The sequence below is a fragment of the Arthrobacter sp. DMZ02-1R genome (assembly GCF_057747935.1).
The window spans coordinates 2,902,786-2,928,432 of sequence record NZ_CM173230.1; the positions used below are offsets into that span (position 1 = coordinate 2,902,786).

General features: G+C 62.3%; 22 protein-coding genes and 1 pseudogene. 11 read left to right on the forward strand and 12 right to left on the reverse strand.

Annotation, left to right across the window (positions count from 1 at the left end):
- Positions 1-542 precede the first annotated feature (542 nt).
- Together AC3ANQ_RS13990 and AC3ANQ_RS13995 are read right to left on the reverse strand one after the other, a co-directional pair.
- Positions 543-1,802 (reverse strand): M24 family metallopeptidase, encoded by a 1,260-nt coding sequence (locus tag AC3ANQ_RS13990; RefSeq protein ID WP_488301611.1) that lies wholly within the window; start codon positions 1,800-1,802, stop codon positions 543-545.
- Positions 1,803-2,159: 357 nt separating this feature from the next.
- On the reverse strand, positions 2,160-3,080 hold the full coding sequence (locus AC3ANQ_RS13995) for a crotonase/enoyl-CoA hydratase family protein (protein ID WP_488301612.1): 921 nt from the start codon (positions 3,078-3,080) through the stop codon (positions 2,160-2,162).
- Between the two features lie 106 nt (positions 3,081-3,186).
- Between AC3ANQ_RS13995 and AC3ANQ_RS14000 the strand changes: the two genes are divergently transcribed.
- Positions 3,187-4,062 (forward strand): isocitrate lyase/PEP mutase family protein, encoded by an 876-nt coding sequence (locus AC3ANQ_RS14000; protein WP_488301613.1) that lies wholly within the window; start codon positions 3,187-3,189, stop codon positions 4,060-4,062.
- 324 nt (positions 4,063-4,386) lie between these two features.
- On the opposite strand, the gene AC3ANQ_RS14005 is transcribed toward AC3ANQ_RS14000, so the two are convergent.
- The 6 genes from AC3ANQ_RS14005 to AC3ANQ_RS14030 all read right to left on the reverse strand — a co-directional run bounded on the left by AC3ANQ_RS14005 (position 4,387) and on the right by AC3ANQ_RS14030 (position 10,873).
- Positions 4,387-5,517 (reverse strand): oxidoreductase, encoded by a 1,131-nt coding sequence (locus AC3ANQ_RS14005; RefSeq protein ID WP_488301614.1) that lies wholly within the window; start codon positions 5,515-5,517, stop codon positions 4,387-4,389.
- Positions 5,518-5,576: 59 nt separating this feature from the next.
- Positions 5,577-5,882, reverse strand: coding sequence for a muconolactone Delta-isomerase (locus AC3ANQ_RS14010; RefSeq protein WP_488301615.1), 306 nt, complete (start codon positions 5,880-5,882; stop codon positions 5,577-5,579).
- Positions 5,883-6,169: 287 nt separating this feature from the next.
- On the reverse strand, positions 6,170-6,985 hold the full coding sequence (locus tag AC3ANQ_RS14015) for an enoyl-CoA hydratase/isomerase family protein (RefSeq protein ID WP_488301616.1): 816 nt from the start codon (positions 6,983-6,985) through the stop codon (positions 6,170-6,172).
- 524 nt (positions 6,986-7,509) lie between these two features.
- The gene (locus tag AC3ANQ_RS14020; protein WP_488301617.1) at positions 7,510-8,067 is read right to left on the reverse strand and encodes a nuclear transport factor 2 family protein; all 558 of its coding nucleotides are present in this window, start codon (positions 8,065-8,067) and stop codon (positions 7,510-7,512) included.
- A 266-nt stretch (positions 8,068-8,333) separates the two neighbouring features.
- Positions 8,334-9,956, reverse strand: a complete 1,623-nt coding sequence (locus AC3ANQ_RS14025; protein ID WP_488301618.1) for an FAD-dependent monooxygenase — start codon at positions 9,954-9,956, stop codon at positions 8,334-8,336.
- Positions 9,953-10,873 carry an SDR family NAD(P)-dependent oxidoreductase gene (locus tag AC3ANQ_RS14030; protein WP_488301619.1) on the reverse strand — a complete coding sequence of 307 codons (921 nt, stop codon included), beginning with the start codon at positions 10,871-10,873 and terminating at the stop codon, positions 9,953-9,955. Before AC3ANQ_RS14030 ends, AC3ANQ_RS14025 begins: the two co-directional genes overlap by 4 nt.
- Before the next feature lie 84 nt (positions 10,874-10,957).
- Between AC3ANQ_RS14030 and AC3ANQ_RS14035 the strand changes: the two genes are divergently transcribed.
- From AC3ANQ_RS14035 to AC3ANQ_RS14050, 4 genes and pseudogenes are all read left to right on the forward strand, one after another.
- Positions 10,958-13,240, forward strand: coding sequence for an alpha-ketoacid dehydrogenase subunit alpha/beta (locus AC3ANQ_RS14035; RefSeq protein WP_488301620.1), 2,283 nt, complete (start codon positions 10,958-10,960; stop codon positions 13,238-13,240).
- Between the two features lie 26 nt (positions 13,241-13,266).
- Positions 13,267-14,583 carry a dihydrolipoamide acetyltransferase family protein gene (locus tag AC3ANQ_RS14040; RefSeq protein WP_488301621.1) on the forward strand — a complete coding sequence of 439 codons (1,317 nt, stop codon included), beginning with the start codon at positions 13,267-13,269 and terminating at the stop codon, positions 14,581-14,583.
- A 111-nt stretch (positions 14,584-14,694) separates the two neighbouring features.
- Positions 14,695-15,402: pseudogene (locus AC3ANQ_RS14045) on the forward strand (thiamine pyrophosphate-binding protein); the annotation flags it as partial.
- A 404-nt stretch (positions 15,403-15,806) separates the two neighbouring features.
- Positions 15,807-16,514 carry a trimeric intracellular cation channel family protein gene (locus AC3ANQ_RS14050; RefSeq protein ID WP_488301622.1) on the forward strand — a complete coding sequence of 236 codons (708 nt, stop codon included), beginning with the start codon at positions 15,807-15,809 and terminating at the stop codon, positions 16,512-16,514.
- A gap of 496 nt (positions 16,515-17,010) precedes the next feature.
- Here AC3ANQ_RS14050 and AC3ANQ_RS14055 read toward each other — a convergent pair whose 3' ends face one another.
- Positions 17,011-18,045, reverse strand: coding sequence for an LLM class flavin-dependent oxidoreductase (locus AC3ANQ_RS14055; RefSeq protein ID WP_488301623.1), 1,035 nt, complete (start codon positions 18,043-18,045; stop codon positions 17,011-17,013).
- Positions 18,042-18,692 (reverse strand): alpha/beta hydrolase, encoded by a 651-nt coding sequence (locus tag AC3ANQ_RS14060; protein WP_488301624.1) that lies wholly within the window; start codon positions 18,690-18,692, stop codon positions 18,042-18,044. Before AC3ANQ_RS14060 ends, AC3ANQ_RS14055 begins: the two co-directional genes overlap by 4 nt.
- A gap of 836 nt (positions 18,693-19,528) precedes the next feature.
- On the opposite strand from AC3ANQ_RS14060, the gene AC3ANQ_RS14065 reads away from it, so the two are divergent.
- The 3 genes from AC3ANQ_RS14065 to AC3ANQ_RS14075 all read left to right on the forward strand — a co-directional run bounded on the left by AC3ANQ_RS14065 (position 19,529) and on the right by AC3ANQ_RS14075 (position 23,230).
- Positions 19,529-20,248 (forward strand): SDR family NAD(P)-dependent oxidoreductase, encoded by a 720-nt coding sequence (locus AC3ANQ_RS14065; RefSeq protein WP_488301625.1) that lies wholly within the window; start codon positions 19,529-19,531, stop codon positions 20,246-20,248.
- Between the two features lie 233 nt (positions 20,249-20,481).
- The gene (locus AC3ANQ_RS14070) at positions 20,482-21,708 is read left to right on the forward strand and encodes an amidohydrolase (protein WP_488301626.1); all 1,227 of its coding nucleotides are present in this window, start codon (positions 20,482-20,484) and stop codon (positions 21,706-21,708) included.
- Between the two features lie 10 nt (positions 21,709-21,718).
- Complete coding sequence (locus tag AC3ANQ_RS14075) at positions 21,719-23,230, forward strand: MFS transporter (protein WP_488301627.1); 1,512 nt, start codon at positions 21,719-21,721, stop codon at positions 23,228-23,230.
- A gap of 471 nt (positions 23,231-23,701) precedes the next feature.
- Here AC3ANQ_RS14075 and AC3ANQ_RS14080 read toward each other — a convergent pair whose 3' ends face one another.
- Entirely contained in the window at positions 23,702-23,872 is a 171-nt protein-coding gene (locus tag AC3ANQ_RS14080) for a hypothetical protein (RefSeq protein WP_488305407.1), read from the reverse strand.
- A 94-nt stretch (positions 23,873-23,966) separates the two neighbouring features.
- On the opposite strand from AC3ANQ_RS14080, the gene AC3ANQ_RS14085 reads away from it, so the two are divergent.
- The 3 genes from AC3ANQ_RS14085 (at position 23,967) to AC3ANQ_RS14095 (ending at position 25,340) form a co-directional block, all read left to right on the forward strand.
- The gene (locus tag AC3ANQ_RS14085) at positions 23,967-24,206 is read left to right on the forward strand and encodes a hypothetical protein (protein ID WP_488301628.1); all 240 of its coding nucleotides are present in this window, start codon (positions 23,967-23,969) and stop codon (positions 24,204-24,206) included.
- A gap of 3 nt (positions 24,207-24,209) precedes the next feature.
- The gene (locus tag AC3ANQ_RS14090; protein ID WP_488301629.1) at positions 24,210-24,887 is read left to right on the forward strand and encodes a DUF981 family protein; all 678 of its coding nucleotides are present in this window, start codon (positions 24,210-24,212) and stop codon (positions 24,885-24,887) included.
- A gap of 189 nt (positions 24,888-25,076) precedes the next feature.
- Positions 25,077-25,340, forward strand: coding sequence for a hypothetical protein (locus tag AC3ANQ_RS14095; protein ID WP_488301630.1), 264 nt, complete (start codon positions 25,077-25,079; stop codon positions 25,338-25,340).
- Here the strand turns inward: AC3ANQ_RS14095 and AC3ANQ_RS14100 are convergent.
- A complete protein-coding gene (locus AC3ANQ_RS14100) occupies positions 25,333-25,566 on the reverse strand; it encodes a hypothetical protein (protein ID WP_488301631.1) in 234 nt (77 codons plus the stop codon). The genes AC3ANQ_RS14095 and AC3ANQ_RS14100 overlap by 8 nt on opposite strands.
- Between the last annotated feature and the right edge of the window lie 81 nt (positions 25,567-25,647).

Here is a 25,647-nt window from a genome sequence, read left to right on the forward strand (position 1 = left end):
TCTTCCATGGCGTCAACCATCGCGCCTCTGAGTGCCCGTCAAGCGAACGGTTCATTAGTCCAGGTGCTTCAGGCCGGCCGTGCTGGTAGAGGAAGTAGCCTGCCTGTAATTCCCGCACGTAGCGGCAGGCAAGCTCTCGATCACTTTCGTCTCCGGTCCAGCGCCGTCTCCTCGCACGGTGAAACCGGCCGGAACAGCGGTGATAAGGAAATCGACGTGGCAGGCCGTTCCGTCTCATGGGTTATAAGCCTGTAGCAGTAGATGGCCACTTACGCAATCTCTCTGGCTGCGCTGCGGCGCGAATTCGGAAGCGTCTGGCAGGGGAATCGCATCAGGGTCAGCTGCGCCGGCAGGCATTCGACCACCGACCGATTCCCCGCCCGCACAGACCATTCGGAACCGACAGCACACTCGTGGGCCAGACCCGCAGCGCCCGTCGATGGCTCGCCACGCCCGCCCAGGGTCTTCGCCAGCTGACGCCCAATGCTGAGTACTTCGCGCAATTTCCGTCGATATGAGGTCGTGCCAGAGGGGGTAGATCTTCATCCAGCGGTCTGGACCATCTCATCGCGCGGGTAATGATCGAGCAGTTCTGCGCCGTCTGCGGTGATGACGACGAGGTTCTCAAGGCGGACACCTCCGACGCGGTGTTCCCCTTCGATACCCTCAATGGCAATCACCATGCCCTCCCGAATCTCCTCAGGATGCTGAAGCGACCACGAGCGGGTGATAACGGGTGGATTGTAGTGGATGGCTCGCGAACCTGCGTTCACCAAGCCAATCCCGTGCCCCAGTTCGATGCTGAAACATTCAAGCTCAGACCCAACGCCCAGGTCTTCCGCGGGTGCAAGTACTGCAGCCACGTCAGCAGTGCTGGCACCCGGTTTCATCAGAGACATCGCTAGATCTAGGCGGTCCACCAGTTTCGCGTATGACGATCGCTCAGTTGCAGTCGGAGCGCGGCCGACGACATACTGACGGTAAAGGCAGGCCGTGTACCCCATGTAGGAAGTACCACAGGTGAGCAGGTAGGCGAGGTCACCGTGCTCAACGATACGATCTCCCCCGCTGATCCCCCGCGGGAACGACAGGGGCCCGGAGAGCAGCCGCGAAGATCCGACCTCGGCGCCGGCATCCTCGATGGCGCGACGAGCCATAGTTGCAATCTGGGCCTGCTTGACCCCTGGCCGCAATGCCGCACGGGTGGCCTCGAATCCCACGGTGCTTAAGCTCGCCGCCATCGAGATGCACGCTATTTCATCAGCCGTCTTGATCGTTGAACATTCGAGTAACAATGGGAGCCCGGGAATTGTTTCGATTCCCGCCTCCGCCAGCGCAGTCAGGCCGGGCTGGTCGATCTCGCTGACGGCCAATGGCTCGCCGGTGAGCGAATGCGCCGCGAGTTCATCGCGAATCTGGGCCGCGAACGCGGCCGAAAGTTCGGCGATAGCCGAACTGGGCGCCACGCCGCCAAGCCAGGAGATGGCTGGGCGCCACTGCGAGATCCATGGAGCCTGGTCTGGCATCTGCTGGAGGGACCCTGCTGGGGAGAATACGACAGGTTCGTCCTCTGCGAAGAACAATGCGTAGCCGACCTGGATCGAGAACTCACCCCACCAAAATCCCGTCAGATAGCGGACGTTGTCCGCCCCGGTGAGCAGGAGCGCCGGGATACCTTTCGCACGCATGAGTGCACGCATTCGGTCGGCACGCTCACGCCGCATTCGGTCGACGTCGATGCCGACGTGGAGTTCTGAACGCGCAGGTCCAAAGTGCAATTTCTGGTGATGTGGGGGATGCATCGTTTGCCTTTCACTTTATCTGTGTGCAGATGGGGGTCGTCGTCCGCTGCGATGCGTTCGAGCCTGCCGAGTGCTACCGCCATGAGTCGGACACTGGGGAGAGCTCACCCCGATGTCCTTGTTATGTCGTTGCTACGGCGTCTTTGCCGACCTTTGTTCACGAACAACGTTAAGAGGGGATGGCACCGGACGGAGATGGCAATGGGCGCCAATTGGCCAAGAAAGCGCGTCAACAAAGTAGGAGTGGCCAGGCTTCGCAAGCCAAACATTGCTGCGCCTGGTTCCCCGACTTCAAGAACCGCGCGTTGTCGGCCAGGACCTCTCAGCAGGCTCTAAGATTTGTCTTGCCTGACTTCTCTATTTCAGCTGTCCAGCCTCAACCGCTGTGTTGCCTGCAGCAGCCGCCCAGGCGGGGTCGCGCCGCTCCACGAAGGAGAGGGCACCCTCACGCGCTTCCGGCCCGCTCCGCAACGGGGCGACGATCTTCTCCTGTTCAGCAAAGCGAGATTCTGTTGCTGCATACCGAGATTCGGAGATGATGCGTTTAGCGGTCCGCGTTGCGACTGGTCCACTTAGCTGAATTTTTCGCGCGAGTTCGAGCGCGACCTCGAGGGCATCGCCCGGGTCCGTCAGCCTATTGACTAGACCCAAATCAGCAAGCCGTGCCGCCGTGATTGGTTCCCCAAGCAACGCCAATTCCATTGCGATGTGATAGGGAATGCGGTCCGGCAAGCGGAGCAACCCCCCGCCCGCGGCGACGAGTCCCCGCCTTGCCTCGGGCAATGCGAACGATGCAGTCGCGCTTGCCACGATCAAGTCGCAGGCGAGGGCAAGTTCGAACCCGCCCGCATAGGCATAACCTTCGACGGCGGCGATAACCGGTTTCGCCGGGGCTTGGCGGGTGATGCCGGCAAAGCCGCGTCCTTCCAGTACGGGGATATCTCCCCTGGCGACCGATACGAGATCGGCTCCTGCCGAGAAGTACCCACCAGCCCCGGTGAGTACCGCAACATTCGAAGACTCATCCGCATCGAACGCATCAAAGGCGGCCGCCAGCGCGAGGGCGGTTGGTCGGTCGATAGCATTGCGTTTTTGTGGACGTGCAATCGTGATGACACGAACACCTCTGGAACTAGTTACCTGAACGCGTGGCTCGTCCCCGTTGCTGCTTGCTTCCATTCCGGATCCGGGTTGTTGCATAGGTTCATCCTTCTTGCATCGTTCTAATGAGGAAGCGAGCGATTGGGCTAGTGTCCCGGCGCCAGCCAAAATTTTCATATTAGGAGTGTAGCTACCATGATACGATACTCATTATGGCTGCGCGTCTTTACCCGGTCAACCCCGGTCGTAGCCGTACCTCCCATGCAATTGAAGGGAAACGCCCATGAGACCCGCGCAACGACTTCGAAAACTGCTTGCAGAGCCCGGCATGATCATCGCTCCGGGAGCATATGACGCACTCTCGGCGAAGTTGGTTGAGCAGGCCGGTTTCGACGTCGTCCTGATAGCCGGCGGAACATACTCGAACTTCCACTATGGCGTTCCGGATAACGGCTTCATCTCCCAAGGAGAGCTGATCGAGGCCGGTCGACGGATCACCGCGGCGACGGATCTTCCGCTCATCCTCGACTTCGACGATGCCGGAGGATCACCGCTCCAGGCGTACCGGGGTGTCCAACTGGCCGAGCAGGCCGGTGTCGCCTCCCTTCTCGTCGAGGACATGGTGCCGGCGACGAAGCACTTCTGGACTCGGAAAGATGATGCGGAACGCTGGAAGCCGCAATTGAAGCTCCGCAGCCTCGAGGAGATGTGCGACATCATCCGGGCCTGCACGGAAGCTAAAACATCCCCGGACACCGTGATCGTCGCTCGTTCGGAAGCCGCTCGCTTTGGCTTCGAAGAACTCGCCGAACGCATGGCTGCGTACTCCGAGGCCGGCGCAGACATGCTCTATCCGTGCGGCTACCCGCTTCTCGACCTACCCAGGCTCGCGGCTAGCGTCCCGGGCCAGTATGTGATGGTGACAGTGAAGAATCCGACCCTCGATGAGCGTCAGGAACTCGAAGCTGCCGGGGTAAAAATGCTGCTGGTCATCAACACCGTGAACGGTGCGGTTGCAGGTTTTCGCGATAATCTATCCCGTCTTGAGCGCGGAGAACTGCTGGAGGGCGAATCAACCGGGGGCGCTTACAGTCCGATCATGGAGGCGGTTGATGCGCCAGAGTGGGCCCGGCGCGCTCGGCGCTTCGGCTATTCCTGAACGGCCTTCACACGTACCGTCTTCGGCACAGCCACGGGCTGGTCCCTCCATCGGCTTCGGCGGAGGGACCAGATCGGGACGTCGGCGAGGTTTCAGCGGGAGGGACTGTCGACGCCTCTCACGCCGCCTGGAGCGGGATGGTCTGACCAGACTGAACTCGCGCGAGAAGAACGACGACGAGCAACAGCCGCGCATGGAAGGTCAACTACCTCAGGCATCGGGCTACGCGGCTCTGCCCGCACGGAAATGGGCTGCGCGCCCTTCGCGAACCAAATGGACGGCATGGCGGCACGTAGTACAGCGCCCGCGAATCAACAGCGAATCTCAGGAGCCGCTGAGAGAGTGATTATCCCGGTCGAACGGAAGAATCCGGGCGAGGCCTCCGGTTCTCATTTTCTCGACCCACCTGGGATCGGCGATCAGGGCGCGGCCGAGGGCGACGACGTCGTACTCATTCGACTCGAACTGCTCGGCAAGGTACCAAAGGCGTTCCTCGAGTGACTCACGAATCATCATGGTCGCCTCCGCTGCGGAACCTGCGCCTCGGAATTCCGTGTTGACACCTACGGATCCAACGGTGATAACTGCTCTACCGGTGAGGCGCTTAGCCCAGCCCGCGAGGCTAAGCGTCGGGTCTTCGCGCCGAAACCCCGGTAACCAGTGCCGGCGGGTGGAGGAGTGGAAGACATCGACGCCGGCGTCAGCGAGGGGCACGAGGATCCTCTCAAGCTCTGCGGGGGTCGAAGCGATCTGCTCGTTGTAGCGGTTTGCCTTCCACTGTGAGAAGCGGAATACGATGGCGAAGTCCTCTCCCACAGCGGAGCGCACCGCCTTCACGACTTCGATAGGCATCGCCATGCGGTCGCCATATCCCCCGACGCGCCTGTTAGTCCGTTCCCAGATGAATTCGTCGAGGAGGTAGCCGTGGGCGCCATGGAGCTCGACTCCGTCGAACCCGATCCGCTGGGCGAGGGCAGCAGCCTCGGCGAAGCTCGCGATGACCTCATCAATCTCAACCGTCGTCATCGGGTTGCCGAGCGGCTTACCGTCGAGGTCGATTCCGGACGGCGACTGCGGCGGAATCCCGGGGTTCAGGGGCGATGCCACGCCACGAAGGGCGCCGACGTGCCACAGCTGCGGGATGATGGCAGCGCCTTCTGAGTGCGCGGTTGAAACGACCTGGCGCCAGCCATCCGCGGCGCGCTCACTGAAGTGGGGCACGGTTGTCTTGTGGCCCGAGGCCTCGCCGCCGATGTATGTGCCTTCGGTAATCAACAAGGCAACCCCGCCTGCTGCACGCATACGGTAGTGCTCTTTATTCTCGCTCGTCGGCACGCCATCGGGCGACATTTCGCGCGTCATGGGCGCGAGGGCGAATCTGTTGCGAAGACGGAGGGATTTGACCTCAAACGGCGAATACAGCGCCACAAGCGGGCCGCTTGCTGACCCTGTCACGCGAGCTTCCAAGCCTTGATCGGGATGGGTTTCACCTGTACTCGTTGATTCTCCATCGTCTATTCTTCTCCCGCCTGGATTTTAGCCCATCGAATCGTCGACGGGTGCTCTACGAGCGGACTAACCGTAATGTCCAGGAAGTGGAATAATGGGAGGCCGCTGAGGAGCTCATGGAGCTCCTCGTTGTCCTTGGCATCCCACACTGCCACCGCGGCGTATGCCCCCGCTTTGCGCCAGATGTGAAGCTGCTTGCCGTTCCGCCGCGCCTCGATGCCGTAGTCACTCTCTGCTTGAGCTAGTGCCTCCCACTGTTCGGGGTCCAGCATCTCCGACTTATTGACTTGAATATCGACCAAGTACAACATTGATTGCGCCTTTGCACTCGTATCGTGAAATTTTTCCGCCCGGTTTGAAGGACGCGGGCACGGTGAAGCTGAAACGATCTCCCCCATTGAGAGGTGAGGTCCTCAGCGCCCCTTTCATATCCCTAAGCGTGCGCCAAGGTCTCGAGTGAAAGCCGTCAACCAGAAGGGCATGCAGAGCACAGACGGTGTGGTGACTAGCGCCTCTTGTCCAGACCGGACTAGCCGGCGATGGCCAACGAGCGGAAGCGCCGACAAGCTTTCGAACCGTGTCGACGCTTCCGTTCATCTCAGACTGTCGTTCGGACGCCTGCAGTGAGCTCCGGTCCGGTGAGCGGAGTCGAATTCCAGCCTTCGCCTATGGCGACCAGACCTTCGGTCATCATTCCGTGGCTGACCGCGTCATTCATGGTCTTCTTGAGCTCGTTTACCATCAACATCCGCGTCGAGCGGAGTGTCAGCGTAGGCTTCGCGGCAAGCATCCGCGCGAGTTCATATGCCCGGTCCAGTACCTCGTCCTTGGGCACGACTTCATTCACGGCACCCCATTCGTAGGCCTGCTGTGCAGTAATCTCCTGGCCGGTGAGGTGGAAGTACCGGCCGCGATTCAATCCGATGACGAGCGGCCAAATAACCTGCATCCCGTCACCGGGAATGTTCCCCTGGGAGAAGTGTGCGTGGTCGGCGAATACGGCGTCCTCGGAAGCGATGACGATGTCACAAAGCAGCGCCTGTTCATTGTGATACCTCGCGGGCCCATTAACGGCGGCAATCATCGGAATCTCGATGTCGAGGTGGCCGAGCACGAGACGTTTGGCATCGTGATGGAGACCAAGCCAAATCTCTGGAGTGACCCAGTTCTTATTCTCAATGGGGGCCTCTTTATCGATGAAGGTGTCGCCCGCCCCTGTCACAATGACCACGCGATTCTCCCGGTCGCGCGAGATGTCGTCCCACACCGAGGAGACGTTATCGTGCACGCCTACTCCCCAGACGACGTCGCTGCCGTCGGTGTGCAATGTAACGAGCAGGATACCGTCCGCGTCACGTTCCAGCTTGATGTGTTCGTACTTGTCTTTGTAGTCCTCGAACTTAATCCACGCCATCGTGAATCTCCTTTTTCGTGTGATCGACCTATGAGCTGGGAACAAAATTGGCCCGTCAAGCTCTCGTAATATGAACCCTATACGCACATGTTGCAAGTTTTCAAGAGGTGATTTCGTTCACGAGCACCTTCCAGCGCGCAGCCGTGGCACTGGAGCCTCACATCGACGATGACAACGACGTCGCAAGACGCGGACGTCAGTTAGCCACGGAAAAGGACCGCCAATTACAAATAATCCGTATCCCTTGGCCTTTCGGCCAGGGCGCGCCTGCGGACTGAAGTCAGAGAGGCATGGCCATGCCGGCGTTGTTCACCAGGGCGTCGTCCACTACACGCCTCCATCAACGGAGGAGACATCGTGCGGGCGGGAGACCGCGTCGCCGCCGTTAGTGGTGACTTCGTCGACCGCCTGTCGCAGTGCCTCCTCGGAGTCTGAGGAGCGACTGCCGGCCAAAGTACGTCGTGGACCACATCGGCCGGCTGCGTGGCAACCGCAGGTAGACCGAGAGCGCCTTCAACCTGCGACTACCAACCGGCTGCATAAACCGGATCATACGGATAAAGATTCCCGAAGTTGGAGGTGAGCGGAATACCGAACAACTCTGCATAGTCTGCCTCTGGAGCGAGTCGTTGTGCCCAATCCCAGACACACGTTCTTGAGAGCACCTTCCACTCACCCTCACGCCGTTCGCACAGATCCCGATAGCGTCCGCAGAGCACGTCAGTGGGGCCGCCGTCAGTCGGGACCCTCATATAGATAAACGCCGTTTCGCGCTTAGCCTGATTCCCGTCCAAATCGATGAGCATGTTCGTTACATAATGGCTGGCTTTATGAGAAAGCTCTTTCTGGACTTTCATCGTCCACTCGCAGAAGTCATGGGACAGACCCACGTACATGCCGTGATCCTCAGTTGCCTCCGGCCAGTACGTGGACTGCATCAGATCGAGCTCTTTGCGGTCCATGCCCCGGCAGTACCGGACCATGTTCTCGTGCAACTCCTGCTTCGCGACCAGGATGCGCAGTTGCTCCCTCTCCGCAGCCCAATCCACCGCCTCATCCCCTGTCGCTGATGAAACGTTCACACCCGTGCCTCCTTGTCTCGAGAGGACACATTCGTGTCCACAGCCCCCGCTTCTCTCGGATCGTCTTCAATCCCTGCAATTTCGCCTAGCAGACGCCGTGCTGTCGCGAAATTCCACGCCCTGCTGTTAGTTCCTGTGTCGAATAATCGTCCAGCTGGCTTGGCCGTCGTCACTCACGGGAGGGACCACGCGCATTCACTGCCCGAGGGCCTTCCCGGGTCACCGCGTTACCTGAGAGCCATCGCGCCTGACAGGACTTCCATGAATCACACGGCCATGGCGCGGCCTGCGTATGCGAGCAGGGCCTCATCCACGACGTCGGGTTCGCTGCTGGTTAGGCGGGCGAGCACGTGGCCGTCGGGCCGGACGAGGATCGCTTCGTCCCCCCTCACCCGGTATGCGTCCGCCCACGCCGATTCCGCCATGACGAAGTCTCCGGTCGGCCCGAACGAGATCGAGCGGTATGGGATGCCATGAACGCCCGCGCGCAGGCCTGTCGCATTCGCAGGCGCCGAGCCTGAGCGCGCTAGTATGACGAGCTCGTGCCCGAAGAGATCCAGCGTCGACGTCGTGCCCTCGGCGTCGAGCCAGACGTGCGGGGCGCGCTCGCCCACCGCAGCGGTTGGGACAAATGCTCCGACCGGCCAGCTCTCATTCGTTGATGTCGCTCCGGCGACCGCTCCCCGGTCGTAGCGGAACCCGATGTCCAGGCCAGGATGCACGAAGTTCTCCGGCCGGAAGGAACGTGGGCCATCATCGGCATTCCCCACGATTGACCGGAAGTTGCGAACCGCTTCCTCCGTGTTGAAGACGGCGACTGGCCGCCGCTCGACTTCATAGGTAGCCAGGAGGGCGGGGTCCGCCCAGCCCTTGAGGACGGCCGCCAGCTTCCATGCTAGGTTGTGGACGTCTTGAATGCCGGTGTTCTGGTTGAACCCACCATAGGGAGGCATCACGTGGACCGCGTCCCCGGCGAGTAGGACGCGGCCAGAGGCGTACCGGTCGGCGACCCAGGCCCCCACAGTCCAGGTCCGGGCGTCGATCAATTCAATCGCCTCGTCGGGATCACCGATCGCATTGCGTATCTGCGTCGTCCAGTCGATGTCCTCGAAGGGCATCTCGTCCATGACCAGCGGGCGCCCCAGCATCGCCACCCTGTCGGAAGTGTCCACCGGTGCGATGACAACCGCCCCGATCGTGTCCGGATTATCAAGGTAGATGAAGCTCGACGGGTCGCCCGTCCGCCGTTCAATGACCGGGGACCGGAACAGTACGCTCACTGCTGTCTGCAGGTCCTGTTCGCCGGTCGTCCCGATTCCCAGCGCGTCGCGTACCTGGCTGGCGGCCCCGTCGGCGGCGATGACGTACTTCGCGGACACATCCTCCTGGCCATCGTCGGTGGCAATGCAGACGATCGCTTCAGTCCCGGTGTCGTTAACTCCCAAAACGGTCTTGCCGAGCTCGATGGTGACGGTGCGTTCGGCCTTCGCGGCGTCGAAGAGGATTGGTTCGAGCACGTCCTGGGAGCACAGGACGACCTCCAGAGTCTCCGGCGCGAGGCTCGTGTCGCCGAGGGCATCCGCACTCTCGCCGCTCATGACTTCCGAACGCCACGGCGAAACTGCGTCCCGTCCGAGCAAGCGCCGTGGCCCGCCCGGAAGCGCGGCAGCCCGCACCTCCTCGGTGAGACCGAGGCTGCGGAACACCTCCATCGTGCGACAAGTGACCGCACGGGACCTGGGATGGCGCGACCGGCCGGTTCGACGCTCGACAACGAGCGTCTCGACTCCGAACCTTCCTAGGAGGAGTGCGGCCGCAAGCCCCACTGGACCAGCTCCAACGATCACGACATCTACGCTGCGTTTGGTAGGGGCGCCTTGCCCGTTCACCGGCTGGCTCCCGCGAACTCGGTCAATTCAGGCTCGGTAATGCGGGAGTTCGTGAACGCCAGTTGGCCGTAGGGCTGCATCCTCGCGCGCAGCACATCGTCGAATGCCGCGCTGACATCGAGGGTCGTCCAGGACTCCCGTGTGAGGGCGGAGTCGACGACGGCAGGATGGGACAGCAGCATAAGCTCATGGCCGTTCGCGAGGCGGACGACCTGGCCGTTCACGCCATCGCTCAGGTCTGACAGCAGGTAGACGACGACCGGAGCATTGGTCGACGGTGGCGGTGCCACCGCATTGCCGCCGAAGAACTTCGTGTACGCCGCGGTGCCCGCCGCCATCATCGGCGTGTCAGCGTGCGGCGCCATGGCATTAACGCGGATGTCTCCGCTTTCGGCACCGAACTCAGTCGCCCATGCGTAGGTCAGGGAGGCGATCGCGCCCTTTGCCGCCGAGTATGCGCTCATCATCCGCAGACCAGCGATCGCACCGGACGTTACATTGACGATGGATCCGCGGCCCTCCATCGCGGCGAGCCCGTGAACCGACATGAAGTAGGTGCCGATGACGTTGATATCGATGTGGCGGCGAATGTGGGCTTCCGTCTCCTCGCCGGCGGTCACAGTCTCCAAGTAGCCGGCGTTATTCACCAGGCCGTCCAGCCTCCCGAAGCGGTTTACCGCGGCAGAGACCAGCCGCTGGCAACTGTCCCAATCGGTGACGTCCGCCACGACTGCGAGAGCTTCACCGCCATCCCGGTTGATTGACTGCGCCACCGCCTCTACGGCTTCGGCGTTGACGTCGGAGATCACCACCCGCGCGCCCTCCGCGACGGCGGCTCGCGCGTACGCCTCCCCCAGCCCACGGCCTGCCCCGGTGATGAGGATGTGCTTTCCTTCAAGGATTCTAGTGATACTCATCGAATCTGCTCCTTTGCATTTACGAGTTTTCGCGGAACATCTAATCGCGTAATGCGATAGTAGCACTCGCCTGATGATAGCTTTATGATCCAATTGGTCCTTAATGTAAAGCAAGCCGTCCGCTACAACCCACGCGCCAAGGGAGCCCAGATGTCCACCAGTACGCCTTTGACATACTCGACAGAATGCACAGAGCTGCGCACCACTCGCGAGGACTGGGACGCGGCCGCACCCGAACTGCTCGAGTCCATGCTGGTGCAGATGCATACTGTCCGGATTTTTGAGGAAGTAGTCCTGCAGTTGGCCGCAGAAGGGCTGGTTCACGGACCCGCCCACTCCAGCATCGGCCAGGAGGGGGCCGCGGTGGGGTCGATACTGGCACTCCGCAGTAGGGATGGAGTTAACGGCACGCACCGTGGTCATCACCAGTTCTTGGCCAAGGGTCTGGCCTATCTGTGCCCCGACGGCATGTCGATTGTCGACGGAATAAAGACTGATCAGGTATCGGAGTTCATTCGACGCACGATGTCCGAGATTTTGGGTCTCAATGCCGGGTTCAGCGGTGGTCGCGGTGGCTCAATGCATCTTCAGTGGCTGGAGGCGGGAGCCCTGGGCACAAATGCCATCGTAGGCGGCGGAGTGCCCCTCGCGGCAGGCAATGCATGGGCCCAGCGCCACGATGCCGAGGTCAAGGCCGCCGGTGGGCAGGTCGACACTATGGGCGTGACGGTCACCTATTTCGGAGACGGCGCGTCCAATATTGGGTCGACACTTGAAACCCTGAACTTGGCCGCAGCTTGGAAGTTGCCACTTTGCTTCTACATCGAGAACAATCTTTACGCAGTCTCGACGCACGTCGCGGATGTGACCGGTGAACCTCGGCTGGCGGCCCGTGGTCCCGGTTTCGGAATTAGGTCATGGCGCATCGATGGCATGGACCCTCTTGCGGTTTACCTGGCTCAGAAGGCAGCTGTGGACTACATGCGCGCCGGCAAGGGTGCAACTCTTATCGAGGCGGAGACCTACCGCTATTTCCACCAGAACGGCCCCTTCCCCGGCAGCGCCTTCGGGTATCGGAGCAAGGAGGAGGAGAAGCAGTGGCGCGAACGCGACCCGTTGGCAAGGGTTGCCGAAGCGATGACCCGGCGCGGACTCCTCACCGACGAGCAACTGACCGACCTGACGTCACAGATCACGGAGGTGATTACCCGGATTGTTGACACAATCACCGAAAAGGACCCGGAGAGCAGCAAGGGCGCCCGCCGGATCCGCGCCGCCCTCTGGCCCGATCCGGCCACCGTAGATACGGACATCAGGAGCGAACCGACACTGACTGGTACGGAACTCCCCGACCCATTAGAAGCCGGCACCGTCGAGCGTCGCTTTGTGGATGCCATAGCGGATGTAATCGGCCGCCAAATGGACATAGACCCCGGCGTGCTGGTGTTGGGCGAGGACGTGCACCGGCTCAAAGGCGGTACCAACGGGGCTACTCGCGGGCTAAAAGACGCCTATCCGGACCGGATTCTCGGCACACCGATCAGCGAGAACGCCTTCGCGGGCCTCGCTGGCGGCCTGTCCATGACAGGGCGCTACAAGCCCATCGTGGAATTTATGTACTCGGACTTCCTATGGGTCGCCGCGGACCAGATCTTCAACCAGATCGGCAAGGCCCGACACATGTTCGGCGGCCAGTCCTCGATGCCCGTGGTTCTACGCGCCAAGGTCGCAATGGGCGCCGGTTACGGCTCCCAGCATTCCATGGACCCGGCGGGCATATTTGCCAATAACCCCGGTTGGCGCATCGTGGCCCCCTCCACCCCGCACGACTATATCGGTCTCATGAATACTGCCTTGGAGCTCCAGGACCCGGTGCTCGTGCTTGAGCACGTCGACCTGTACGGAGTCAAGGGAGAAATCCCGGAAGGGACCCTCGACTACCAGTTGCCTGTTGGCAAGGCTGCCGTGCGCCGGACAGGTGAGGGCGTTACCGTACTGAGCTACCTGAACATGGTGGATGTGTCGCTTCAAGCCGCAGAGCAACGGCCCGACCTCGATCCCGAGGTCATCGATCTGCGCTGGCTTGATCGAGCTTCCTTGGACTGGGAGACCATTGGAGCCTCGATCCAGAAAACCAACAACGTTCTGATCGTCGAGCAGGGTGCCCGTGGCACGTCCTATGGCGGCTGGCTGTCCGACGAAATCCAACGCAGGTTCTTCGATTACCTCGACCAGCCCATCCAGCGGGTCACGGGCAAAGAAGCCGCACCAAGCATCTCGAAAGTCCTCGAGGCCGCTGCCAACGCCGATCTCGACGACGTCGTGGCCGGCTTCGACGAAGTCGCCCGCAACCTCGGCAATCGCTGAACCGGAACCATCGAAGGACATTCATCATGGCAACTATCATCACCATGCCGGCCGTCGTCGCAGACGCCACCGAAGCAGCTCTCCAGGACTGGCTCGTGAAAATAGGCGACACCATCGCCACAGGACAGCCCATCGCCGAAATTGAAACCGAAAAGGCCACAGTAGAGCTACAGGCCGAAGCCGCGGGCGTAGTCGGAAGACTCCTCATCGGGCCTGGTACGTCTGTGGGGGTCGGTGACCCCATTGCTGTGCTCGTTGAACCGGGCGAGGATGAAGCCTCCATAGACAGGAAAATCTCATCGGCCGGAGGGGCCTCACAAAGCTTTGCCGAGCGTCCCGTTCCCGAGGACACTGAAGCACTCACCACACGCCGCGACACGCGTCCCACAGCTCCCGACGCAACTCACGACGCCTCCACCCCGGGTCAAGGAGGGGATTCTCGCGTTTTCGGATCGCCTCTGGCCCGCAAACTCGCCAAAAATCTCGGCATTGACCTTTCAGCTCTGGCAGGATCAGGACCCAATGGCAGGATCCTTCGCGGCGACGTCGAAGCTGCATCCCGCCATCAAACAGCTGGTCCGGTCTCAGTTTCCGGAGTGGGGGGAACTGCCGCGTCGTCCCCATCGAATCCGTCCGATATGAGCGTGGGCGGAGACAACTTCCAGGACGAACCGCTCTCGGGCATGCGCAAAGCCATTGCCCGGAGGCTTACGGAGTCGAAGACTACTGTTCCCCATTTCTACGTCTCCATCGACGTCGAAATGGATGCCCTCCTCACGCTCCGCAAGCAAGTTAACGAGGGCTTGGCTCCAATGGGACAAAAAGCCACTGTCAACGACCTTGTCCTAAAAGCCCTGGGAGGTGCCCTGGCCGACGTGCCAGCAGCCAACGCGTCATGGCAAGGAAATGCCATCCGCCGCTACTCCACCGTCGATGTCGCGGTGGCCATCGCAACCCCGGACGGCCTGCTAACACCAGTCATCCGCGGACTCGACAACCTCTCGCTCAGCTCCCTGGGCAGGGTCATGGGCGACTACAAAGAACGTGCCGCGGCCGGGCGGATCCGACAGCAAGAACTCGATGGTGGATCCTTCAGCTTGACGAACTTGGGAATGTACGGGACCCGGGAGTTCTCAGCAATTCTCAATCCGCCCCAAGCGGGAATCCTGGCCGTGGGAGCCGCGGAGCTGCGCCCTGTCGTGTCAGACGGCCACTTAGCAGTTCGCACGGTTATGAGTTGCACACTTTCAGCTGATCACCGCGTCATCGACGGAGCGATGGCAGCCCAACTGTTGGCGGCCTTTAAGAGGCGCATTGAGAGCCCTCTAAGCATTCTTCTGTAATCCACCTGGGCCGGCCAGCCGTCGCCTTCCTTTGACAACGGCCCCGTTCTAGCACCAACTGAAGTCCCTGATGCGTCAAAGGCGCGGCACCCAGCGAGAAGGTTATTTACCATGACTCAACCAACGCTCAAGCAAGACGAACTAACAGCGGATTCGCCGTCAGCGCCCCACAAGTCGGCTGGCCGCGTCATCGTCGATACGTTGGTCGCCCACGGAATCAAGCGGACACACGTAGTGCCCGGTGAGAGCTTTCTTGACGTTCTTGACGGGCACCATGACTCGCCGATTGAGACCATCATTTGCCGCCATGAAGACGGGGCGTCTTACATGGCCGAGGCTGACGGCAAGATGAATCAGCTGCCTGGAATTGCGATGGTTACCCGGGGTCCGGGTGCTGCCAATGCTCACGTTGGGCTGCACACGGCGTGGCAGGATTCCACTCCGATGGTGTTGTTTGTGGGGCTGATCCCCTTTGCCCACAGGGACCGCGAGGCTTTCCAGGAGTTTGACATCAAAGCCTGGTTCGACACCGGTGCGAAGCGTGTGATGGTCTTGGACCACGCTGAACGTGCCTCAGAAATCGTCGCCGAGGCCCTGTTCGCGGCAATGAGCGGACGGCCCGGCCCTGTCGTGATCGGCCTGCCGGAGGATGTCATCCGGCAGCAGATCCCAGCCGAGCTCCATCCCCCTATTCCGGTAGCCACCGGCGGAATGACCACAATGGAGGTGGCTGCATTGGCTGATGCCCTGGCTGCGTCCAGTAAGCCGCTGTTCGTCACCGGTGGAAACGACTGGACGCAGGAGGGCGCCGGCGAGCTCCCCGCGACGCCATCCCTCGGAAACTGATCATGAGCTGAGTTCTTCCCACACAAAACACCACCGGAATTGTCAGGGACCGGACGTATCAGAAGGTCGCGGTGACGCGCTTCCGCGCTAGACCGCTCAGGGCCGTGTGCCGCGGAGCGGGACCCGGGTGCATGGCCTTGGGCACCCGAGTCCCGGCATTGCCAAGTCCGCCTCCTGCTTCCTAGAACCGGACAAAGTGCGGGGACATCCTTCAACCCACGGACCTGACCCGATGACCACCCGGGGTTCGATTCTTCTCCGTGCCGGCCACGCGCTCCGGGGATTGCACGGGCAGGCAGTACGGGAGGACGATCGGGATGGCATGGGTCCGATGCAGCCGTTGTGCCGGGTTGACGCAGCGCCGGAAGGGAGGGGGGATGGCCACGGTCACCCTCAGTGCATTTCTCATCGTCGTGGATCTCGCCGGTGTGCTGGCCAACGCCGTCCTCGGAGGGCTTGCCGCGCGTTTCGCCCGTCTTGATCTGGTCGGTTTCGTCATTCTGGCGATCATGTCCGGTCTCGGCGGGGGGATGATCCGCGACACCTTGTTACAGCACGGGACCCCGGTGGCCCTTTTGGACCCCCTTTACCTGTTCGTGGCGATTGCGGGAGCCATCGTCGCATTCGTGTTGCCGTTCAGGCGCAGGTTCTGGCATAGGATCCTGGTTTTGCTGGACGCGCTGGCCCTGGGCTGTTGGGCGGCCGTCGGTGCGCAGAAGGGCCTTGACGCCGGGCTCGGATGGTTGCCTGCAATCGTCCTCGGCATGATCACAGCCATCGGCGGCGGGATGGTCAGGGATGTGCTACTGATGAAGGTCCCGACGATTTTCGGCGGCAACACCCTGTACGCAACGAGCGCCTTTGTCGCGAGCGTGGAGATGGTCGTCCTCAGCGTTCTGGGATTCCCGGCCATCGGATCGCTCGTCGCCATCCTGAGCGGTGCGGCCATTTCCCTGCTGGCGCGACGGTTCGGCTGGAGTCTTCCAACAGAAGTCCGCCTCCCCCGGCCCGGCCCCCTGGGCCGGCGGAGCCGGACCGGAACCGTCGACAACACCACAGAAGGAACGGATCCTGACCAACAGTGACGACCCGCGGGCCCCGGACCGGCACCCACACGAGATCTGCCCCGCCCGAACGTTCGTGATGCCCCTGGCGCTGATCGGCACGGAACCGGCCCGTCCCAGCTGGCCGCCGCCCCTTGATTGAGGACAGTACGATCGCGGCCCGGGTCGGCGCCCTCATCGCGGGTACTACATTCACCTGCGTACTATTTCGCCGTCGGGACTAACAACAACTGACCTTCGGGGACGAATGCGCAAACAGAAAAGCATGTAACCGGGTACCTAACGGCCGACGGCGGTGGCTCCTTTGTCCCGACGGTTCAGTGCGCTGGGCGCGCGGAGGAAAGCGCCCGAGCCAGACGCGGTACCGCGGGGCTTCTCCCGCGCGCAATACAGGCTGCCACCAACCGGCGTCGGTGGTGGTGGTCCAAAGCTGTCTACAGGAAGAATGCCTGATGCCCAAAGAAGCCATCCGGTAAGCGACACTCTTTGTGTTTTTGCAGATATCGCGGAGGAGTCGTTATTGCTTCAGTGCCGTCCGGACAGCAGGCAGCACTTCTGTCGCCAGCAGTTCGATGGAGCGCAGGGTCGCGGCCTGTGACAAGCCGCCCAGCCCGACCTGGGCGAGGAAGCGGGTATGGCCTAGAATCTCGTGCTCCCAAAGGATTTTGTCGACGATTTCGGCAGGGCTGCCAGCGAAGAGCGCGCCGCGCGGGGCCGCCCAGGCCTCGAAACCTGCGCGATCGAGCCTCCCGGTGCGCGGCATGTTCTGGTGGATGTACGAGGAATAATGCGGGAAGAACGTGTCCTTCGCCCCCTGGGAAGTCTCCTCGACGTAGAAATGCGAGGTCACGCCGATCCGCCCCGGCATCTGGCCTGCCTGTGCCGCCGAGCGCCGATACAGTTCGGCCAGGGGTCCGAACCCCTCCGGGTGCCCAAGGATCGCAAGGTACAACGGCAACCCAAGCCTTCCGGCCCGCACCGCCGAGGAACGCGTCCCGCCGACCGCAGCCCAGATCGGCAGTGCGGTCTGGGCCGGGCGCGGCCAGATTCCCGCATCGGTCAGCGGGGGCCGGGTCGTTCCGTTCCAAGTGACGGGGTTTTCGGCGCGGATGCGCAGCAGTAGCTCGAGCCGGTCCTCGAAGTACTCGTCGTAGCGCTCCAGCGGCTGACCGAAGAGCGGGAAGGACTCCAGGTAGGCGCCACGTCCGGCGGTGATTTCGGCGCGCCCTCCACTGATGAGATCCAGCGTTGCGAAGTCCTCGAAAACGCGGACCGGATCGGCGCTCGAGAGGACCGTGACGGTGCTGGTCAGGCGAATTCTCTTGGTCTGCGCGGCCGCTGCGGCCAGCAGTACCGCGGGCGAGGACACAGCGAAGTCCTCCCGGTGGTGCTCTCCAACGCCGAAGACATCCAGCCCCGCCTCGTCGGCGACCCGCGCCCATTCAAGGATGTCGCGGGTGCGCGCACCTGCATCCATCGGCTTCCCCGCAGCGTTCCGGGTGAGCTCGCCGAAAGTGAATATGCCGATCTCGAACGGGGTTGTCGCGCTCATGCGCGGGCCACCGCCGGGGAACCGACCTCGGTGGCGAGGAAATCGCGTACGTCGTCAAGCATGGGTGCGTTGATGCCGTGTGCCAGTCCTGGATATACCCGCTCTATCAGCGAAGTGTGTTGCGGCAGGTATTCACTGCTGCGGGTAATCGCTATGGGCGCGATGACACGGTCGTCCGAGCCCCGTCCCCAGAAAAGGGTCGGCCGACCGGCGCGCAGTGTCTGGTCGCCCGGCTGCGGTGCGCCGAGCACGAATCCGCCCAGCACCACGGGGGCCAGCACCCGTTCGGGGCGGGTCCGCAGCAGCTGGCTGGCCATGAGCCCTCCCTGCGAGAACCCGATGGGAACGATGAGGGTGCCGGGTTCCACGTTTGCATCGACCCAGGCCCAGATGGACTCGGTTGCTTTCTCCACAGCCCCGGCCTCGGGGTTTCCGGGTGTGATGATCGAGAACCAGGCCGCTCCGCCGTTGCCGAGCTCAACCGGTGCCCGCAGCGATGCCCAGGGCAGGTTCAACCCAAGCGCGGGCACCAGCGAGCCTAGGTCGTGCTCATTTGAACCGAAGCCATGCAGGAAAAGTGCGACTGCATAGGGAACCGCGTCGGTACTCCAGTTTTGGGAACGCACGTCGCGCAATGGGGTGTTCATTCGAAGGGTCACTCCTTGGGTCGGGGAAATCCGGGGTACGGCGTGGGGTCGAGCAGACCGCAGATCGGAGGAGATATGGAACCAACGGCCGTCACCAGCCACAAGCACGGCACCGGCAGTTCAACTGCTTCAAACAATACACCGATTACTTGCAGCTTCAACTATATGATCCTCGACTCGTGTTGGGGACGCCCGCGAATTATTGGCTCACGGAGAGGCATCTGGTCTCATCGGAACCCCATAGGGATGTTCCCTTGCTTGGACCTCCGTGGGCGGGTAGGACGTTCACGTCCGCCGCCCCGGAGAAGCCCTGGCCGGATTGCCCCCTCGCCATCGGCGTGGCTGCTGGGGCTGATCCTGGGCCTGCAGACCGACTCGCTGGACCCGCAAAAGGTGGAGCCCTTCACGGCGTCGGGTTGGGCAGTGGCGGCCCATATGGTCAGCCTCGGGGCTTCCGGATGAGGGACGTTCTGGCCGTGGCCGACGTGGAGCGCGATCAGCAGGGCGGGTCCGCAACTCCAACCACCCAGAGACCAGGCCCGACGTCGAGCCCCGGCTCGACGTTGGGCAAATCAAAAAGGGAGATCCGACGCTGGCTCTCTAATGGGTGCTTGCTGGTCTGGCGCCTGTTGCCAGGATGGCTTACAGCCCCAAGCCAGACCAGTCGGGGCTCACGCCGCCCCGACTTCGAGTCAAGAAGGGTATGTGAACGCCACCCCATTGGTTGACTTTTCAAGTATTAGTGCCAAACTGAATGCATACGCATATATAACCGCGTACCGCGGAAACACCGGCACGACAGTGACCGGAAAATCGCTTACAGATTGGACTGACTCATGCAGCTCGAGAACAAGGTCGCATTCATCACCGGCGGCGGATCGGGGCTCGGTCTCGCCACCGCGAAGACCTTCATCGCCGAAGGTGCGAAGGTCATGATCTTTGACTTCAACCCCAAGTCGCAGGAAGTCGCCGACGAGATCGGCGCAAAGTTCGTACAGGGCGACGTCTCGAAGGCCGAGAGCGTTGAGGCCGCCGTCGCGAAGACCGTCGAGGAATTCGGCAGCCTTAACATTGCCGTCGCCTCCGCAGGTGTCGGCGGCGAGGGCGACGTCGTCACCTCGACCGTCGAAAACTGGGAACGCACCAACGGCATCGACTACTCAGGCGTCTTTTACACCAACAAGTACGTCATCGAGCAGCTCCTCAAACAGGGCGAGGGTGGCGTCGTTGTTAACATCGCTTCGATGTTCGGCCTCGTGGCCGTCTCGAACAACATTGCTTACTCCGCCTCGAAAGGCGGCGTCGTGAACATGACCCGCGCCGCCGGGACGATATACGCGAAGGAGGGCATCCGCGTGAACGCTGTAGCCCCGGGCGTCATCCGCACTCCGCTCATCGACGAGCCGACTCTCGAGCAGTATGCAAAACTGCACCCGGCCGGTCGCGTCGGCGAGGCGCAGGAAGTCGCCGACCTCATCACCTTCCTCGCGAGCGAGAAGGCGAAGTTCATTACCGGCGCGACCATACCGATCGACGGCGGCTATACGGCCGTCTGACCCGAAACCGGCAGCACCCGCACGCTCGAGCATGTGCCAGATGGCATAGGCCAAAGGTCTTCGGACCGACGACGGCGCCCCGCATGCCGCAACGGTCCGGTGCGCGGCGCACTCGGAGGAAACTGCCCGGGACTGAACAGCACTCCCCCGCTTGGGTTTCCGGGTCTATGCTGGGTTTCCCGGTTGCGCCGGCTCGCCCAGGCGCTCCGAACTGCTACTGAGAGCGAAGGTCCATGAGCGGTTCCGAAGCAGTCTTGGCAGGCCTTGAAGCGGAGCTCGGCTGGATCCGGGATACGTACATCGATCTGCATAGGCATCCCGAGCTAAGCCTTGAGGAGCATAGGACTTCGAAGCTCGTCGAGGGGAAACTCACCGCGTTCGGCTATGCCGTAACACGCCTCGGGGGCACCGGCGTCGTCGGGATCCTCGCAAACGGGGACGGCCCAACGGTGCTTGCCCGCGCGGACACGGACGCGCTGCCGGTGACCGAGGCTACCGGGCTGCCTTATGCGTCGGCCGTGGACGGGGTCATGCACGCGTGCGGACACGACCTCCACGTCGCTGCGCTGCTCGGCGCGGCCAAGCTCATGTCCGACGGGCGCACAGCATGGTCCGGGACGTACATCGCGCTGTTCCAACCGGCCGAAGAGATCGGGGCCGGATCCCGGGCAATGGTCGACGACGGACTCGTGGCCAAAGTGCCGCGGCCCGACGTCGCCTTCGCCCAGCACGTGATGCCGATTCCGGCGGGGATCGTGGCCACTACAGCCGGGCCGGTCCTCTCAGCCGCGGACTCGCTAAGGATCACCGTGTACGGGAAGGGCGCGCACGGCTCGATGCCGCACATGTCCGTCGACCCGGTGGTACTGGCCTCCTCGATCGTGCTCAGACTGCAGTCCATCGTCTCGCGGGAGACCAAGCCGGGCGACTTCGCGGTTGTCACTGTAGGGGCGCTCAACGCCGGAGCGACGTCGAACATCATCCCGGACCGAGCTACCCTCCTGCTCAACGTCCGCACTTACGACACCCAGGTCCGTGCGTCCGTGCTCGCGGCCATTGAGCGGATAGTCAAGGGCGAGTGTTCCGCCGCCGGATCACCGCAAGACCCTGATTTCGAGTATTACGACCAGTTCCCGCTCACCAGCAACGACGCGGCCGTGACGGAGAAGGTCCGGGCCGCATTCTCCGCCCACTTCGGAGCGGACGCCCTGCGCACAGCCTTACGGCAGACCGCGTCCGAGGACTTCAGCCGCATTCCGGACGCATTCGGTGTGCCGTACACGTTCTGGCTCGTAGGCGGCGTGGATCCCGAAACCTACCGGGCCGCCGTCGAACGCGGGACAGTAGCCCGGGACATACCGGCCAACCACTCCCCGCTGTTCGCGCCCGTGATCGACCCGACCCTGTCCATAGGGGTCCAGACCCATGTGGCCGCCGCACTCTCGTACCTCTCCAATTAGGAGCAAGACCATGAGCACCGCCCAGTCCGCGGCCACGACCGGGACTCAGTGGAAACCGAACGACGCATGGTTGATCGGCATCGTCCTGGCTGTCATCAACTTCTGGCTGTTCGCGCAGACTCTGCTTAACGTCATCCCGGGTATCCAGGGATCACTGGGGATCGAACGGACCCTGGGGAATCTCGCGGTGTCGATCACTTCGCTGTTCTCCGGCATTTTCATTGTGGTTGCCGGCGGGCTGGCGGACCGGCTGGGGCGGGTCAGGTTCATGAACGTCGGCATCTACCTGAGTATTCTCGGGTCCCTCCTGATTGCGCTGACTCCCGAGAACGCCGGTGGGCTCACTGCGGCGGCGTTGCTCGGTGGCCGCGTCGTTCAGGGATTGTCCGCGGCGTGCATCATGCCTTCCACCATGGCCCTGGTGAAGAACTATTACAAGGGAAAGGAGCGCCAGCGTGCGCTGTCCTTCTGGTCAATCGGCTCGTGGGGAGGCTCGGGCTTCTGCGCCCTCTTCGGCGGCCTGATGGCGACATCATTCCTGGGCTGGCGGTCGATCTTCTGGATCTCGATCGCGCTCTCGGTCATCGCACTATTCCTGCTGCGTCGCACCCCGGAATCCAAGTCTGCCGGGAAAGCCGGCGGAAGGTTCGACTGGGGCGGCATGGTGAGCCTCATCATCGCGCTCGTGGCACTGAACGTGTACATCTCGCAGGGCCCGCGGATCGGCTGGCTCAGCTGGACCGGAATCGGGCTCATCGTTGTCGCGGTCGTGGCTGCACTCGTGTTCTTCGGAATCGAGACAAGCAGGAGCGACCCAGTCCTGAACCTGAAGCTTTTCGGCAACTCGACGTTCGCCGGAGCAACCCTCTCGAATTTCCTGCTCAATGGTGCGGCCGGGACGCTGATCGTCTCCCTCGGCCTGGTCCAGGTGGCCGCAGGCTTGTCCTCGTTGCAATCAGGCCTGCTGACCCTCGGCTACCTCGTGGCGATCCTGGCAACCATCCGCGTCGGGGAGAAACTGCTCCAGCGCTTCGGCCCCAAGCGGCCCATGATCTGGGGCAGCGCGATCGCCGGCGTCGGAATCCTGTTGACGTCAATGACGTTCACCCTCATCGGGCAATACATCGTGTTGGCAGTCATCGGCTTCACCTTGTTCGGTATCGGTCTTGGCTTCTACGCGACGCCGTCCACGGATGCGGCTCTGTCGAACGTGCCCGACGACGAGGCCGGTGCCGCCGCCGGCATCTACAAGATGGCCTCCTCGCTGGGCAACGCGATCGGCGTCGCCGTCTCCGCGGCCCTGTACGTCGCGGCCCAGTCCATGGACCCGGCCACCATCAGGTCCTGGGGCCTGTTCATCGGCAACCAGGAGAACGTCGGCCTGAGGTTCGGCGGTGCCGTGGGCATCCTGTTCAACCTCCTCATGGTAGTGATCGCCATCATCGCCATCATGGTCACCGTTCCGAACGAGCGGACAGCCAAACGGCCCGAGGTCCCCGCGACGCCATCGATCGGAAGCTGACTATGAGCTGAGTCGGCACGGATGTATCGGAAGATCCCCGGGGAGACCGTGTGGACGGGTCCGATGAGACGGCGTGCGCCCCGGTGTGAGGTTGACCGTCATGGTTTTGTCCCTACTGCGTCGAACACGACCATCAATTCCCGGTCGAGCTGGCCACGTGTTCGCACGTTCCCATTCAACTGCTCGTGGCTGCCCGTTCAGGAGATGAGCATCGGGGTCGGGCGCGTGCGCGGGCTGCCAGGCCATCAGCCCGAGGGAAACCAACGTCCAACTCTCCTCACCAATATGGCAATCCCGGGCAACCTTCAGGGCGCTTTCAGATCGCAGGTCTTCGACTCCGGCAACAGCCGCCAGAAACAGTTCCTTCCTGGACGGAAAATAGTAGCTTCCGGACCCTGCGGCCAGCCCGGCAGCGACGATGCCTGACGGCAACGGGGCCTTCGTCAATCCGTAATCGTGCCGCCCCGCCAATCAGCTTCTACTTCGCCTGACTGCGATGTTGTTAGGGAAGAGCCGGCGCATCCCGGGGTCGCGCAACAGGGCCATGTCATCGAAGCTGTCCGCCCCGGCAACCATCCCGGGCACGAGCGAGGCGACCTTCAGCGCGGCATTCGCGCCCTTGTCCGTCAGCAGCGATAGCAATTCATCGGCCGGTTCCTGCAACCCGGCGTCGAGGGCCGACGTCGTGCCCCAATTGCCCCTTTCAGTCCATGCCTACGCGTGGTAAGACATCTATATGTCCCAATATGATGCGTTCACCGGGCTCCCGATTGAACTCAACGACGGGCAAACTCGCCGGTGGGGAGCGATATTGGTCAGGGCTGTCTTTGCGATCCTGGTGGTCGGCGTTGTCCTGTCCGCGATCCTCTGGGCAGCCATCAGTAGCGACACGGGTGCACTGATCCTGTCCGCCACATTCGGGGCGTGCGCGGGCCTGCTGGTCATTCGGCAGGCACTCCTAGCAGAACGGGGGTAGTGCATGCTTGAGCAGGGCATCACCTACAACACGACCATGGCGATGGTCGCCGGTGCCATCATGCTGTTGGCACTCGTCTTCCTGCGCGTGGTCCAGCAACCTGGTCGCAAAACGATCGACGGATGGGCCTGGATGTTTGCAGCCCTCGGGTTGTTTTTGGCCGTCACCGGCACTCACATGACCCTCACGTGGCCACTGAAACAGATTCCCGTTCCCGGCGTCCCCTGCTGCGCGGTCGACAACCTCACCTTCGGTGAACCCGCCATGTTCTTTGGCTTTCTGGTGTTCTTCGGGGCCATAGCGTTGATGCGAGCCGAGAGAACCGCCGTCGACCGCGGGGTGCAACTCGAGCTCGTGGCCACCGTCCGGCCGTTCCTGTACGCGGGTGCCTTTGGCGGCATCGGGCTCATCATGATCGCCGTCGCCGGACTCGAGTTCGGGATGTGGCATCCACCTAAGGAGGAACCGATTGCCGGGATGTTGGCGGGCTCCATCCTGGAAGCTCTCTACATGGCTTTGGCCTACGCCATCACTGGCGTGGCCGCGATCACGGCCCCCTTCGCTCCTGAGAATCGCCTGGTGGCCAAGGTCTTCGCTGTGTCGTTGTTCATCGCAGGAATGATGTGGCTGTTCCTGAGCATCACCGTATTCTACGGACACGTCGGTTTCTTCCCGCACTAGGCCTTGATCCACCGATCTGCCTGGTGACCTGTAACCTGTTGGGCGGATTTGCGGGCTGAAGGCACGGTGGGGCGGTTTTCCCGGTTGTGCCGTGTGGCTGGGTTGACACGGTTCAGGCTGGTTGCGGCGGCGGATAGAGGCTCTCGAACAGCGTCTGCACGGTGTTTGCCAGGGCCAGGATCCGGGCTGGTGAAGACGGATGCGCCGGGCGCTGGTGGCGATCCTGGCCGGGACGTGGATGAGTCTGCGGCGGATCGTTCCGGTCCCGGCCTTGCCGAAAGACCCCGCGACGAGGATCAGGAGCAGGACGGGCAGGGCAATGATGACCAGGCTGGGAACAACGCCCAGCAGCAGGAGGCCGCCGATCACGGTCCCGGTCAAGGAGCCCACCGTCATCGTGACGAGGAAGCGTTTGTTCCGTCCCGGTCCGACGAAGCTCTTGTCCCTACCTGAAGCGGGCGAACGCGACGGGCATGGTGGGAAGCGACACCGCCAGGGACAGGCTGACGGCGATCTGGATGTAGGTGCCGTAGAGCAGAACGATCGTGGGAATGAGCAGCTCACCGCCTGTGCCCGGAACGGGCTCCACTCGCTCGCCGAGGCGGCTGTTTACGGTCTTGCCAGTCAGATGACGGGCAGGAGGGGTGTTCCAGCATCCACCGGCGTGATTGACTTTCAATCAGTCGAGAGTAGGTTCCATCCCGTCTTTAGTTGACTTGTCGTCAAAAGCCGCCTGATCTATTTCCTTTAGGGAGAACAC

What these genes read in the sequence shown, in the direction of transcription:
- AC3ANQ_RS14060 (WP_488301624.1), bottom strand. Translation starts at nt 18,692, where the DNA reads ATGAACACCCCATTGCGCGACGTGCGTTCCCAAAACTGGAGTACCGAC.
- AC3ANQ_RS14040 (WP_488301621.1), top strand. Translation starts at nt 13,267, where the DNA reads ATGGCAACTATCATCACCATGCCGGCCGTCGTCGCAGACGCCACCGAA.
- AC3ANQ_RS13995 (WP_488301612.1), bottom strand. Translation starts at nt 3,080, where the DNA reads ATGAAAATTTTGGCTGGCGCCGGGACACTAGCCCAATCGCTCGCTTCC.
- AC3ANQ_RS14010 (WP_488301615.1), bottom strand. Translation starts at nt 5,882, where the DNA reads ATGTTGTACTTGGTCGATATTCAAGTCAATAAGTCGGAGATGCTGGAC.
- AC3ANQ_RS14050 (WP_488301622.1), top strand. Translation starts at nt 15,807, where the DNA reads ATGGCCACGGTCACCCTCAGTGCATTTCTCATCGTCGTGGATCTCGCC.
- AC3ANQ_RS14035 (WP_488301620.1), top strand. Translation starts at nt 10,958, where the DNA reads ATGATCCAATTGGTCCTTAATGTAAAGCAAGCCGTCCGCTACAACCCA.
- AC3ANQ_RS14030 (WP_488301619.1), bottom strand. Translation starts at nt 10,873, where the DNA reads ATGAGTATCACTAGAATCCTTGAAGGAAAGCACATCCTCATCACCGGG.
- AC3ANQ_RS14000 (WP_488301613.1), top strand. Translation starts at nt 3,187, where the DNA reads ATGAGACCCGCGCAACGACTTCGAAAACTGCTTGCAGAGCCCGGCATG.
- AC3ANQ_RS14065 (WP_488301625.1), top strand. Translation starts at nt 19,529, where the DNA reads ATGCAGCTCGAGAACAAGGTCGCATTCATCACCGGCGGCGGATCGGGG.
- AC3ANQ_RS13990 (WP_488301611.1), bottom strand. Translation starts at nt 1,802, where the DNA reads ATGCATCCCCCACATCACCAGAAATTGCACTTTGGACCTGCGCGTTCA.
- AC3ANQ_RS14085 (WP_488301628.1), top strand. Translation starts at nt 23,967, where the DNA reads ATGTCCCAATATGATGCGTTCACCGGGCTCCCGATTGAACTCAACGAC.
- AC3ANQ_RS14015 (WP_488301616.1), bottom strand. Translation starts at nt 6,985, where the DNA reads ATGGCGTGGATTAAGTTCGAGGACTACAAAGACAAGTACGAACACATC.
- AC3ANQ_RS14055 (WP_488301623.1), bottom strand. Translation starts at nt 18,045, where the DNA reads ATGAGCGCGACAACCCCGTTCGAGATCGGCATATTCACTTTCGGCGAG.
- AC3ANQ_RS14075 (WP_488301627.1), top strand. Translation starts at nt 21,719, where the DNA reads ATGAGCACCGCCCAGTCCGCGGCCACGACCGGGACTCAGTGGAAACCG.
- AC3ANQ_RS14090 (WP_488301629.1), top strand. Translation starts at nt 24,210, where the DNA reads ATGCTTGAGCAGGGCATCACCTACAACACGACCATGGCGATGGTCGCC.
- AC3ANQ_RS14070 (WP_488301626.1), top strand. Translation starts at nt 20,482, where the DNA reads ATGAGCGGTTCCGAAGCAGTCTTGGCAGGCCTTGAAGCGGAGCTCGGC.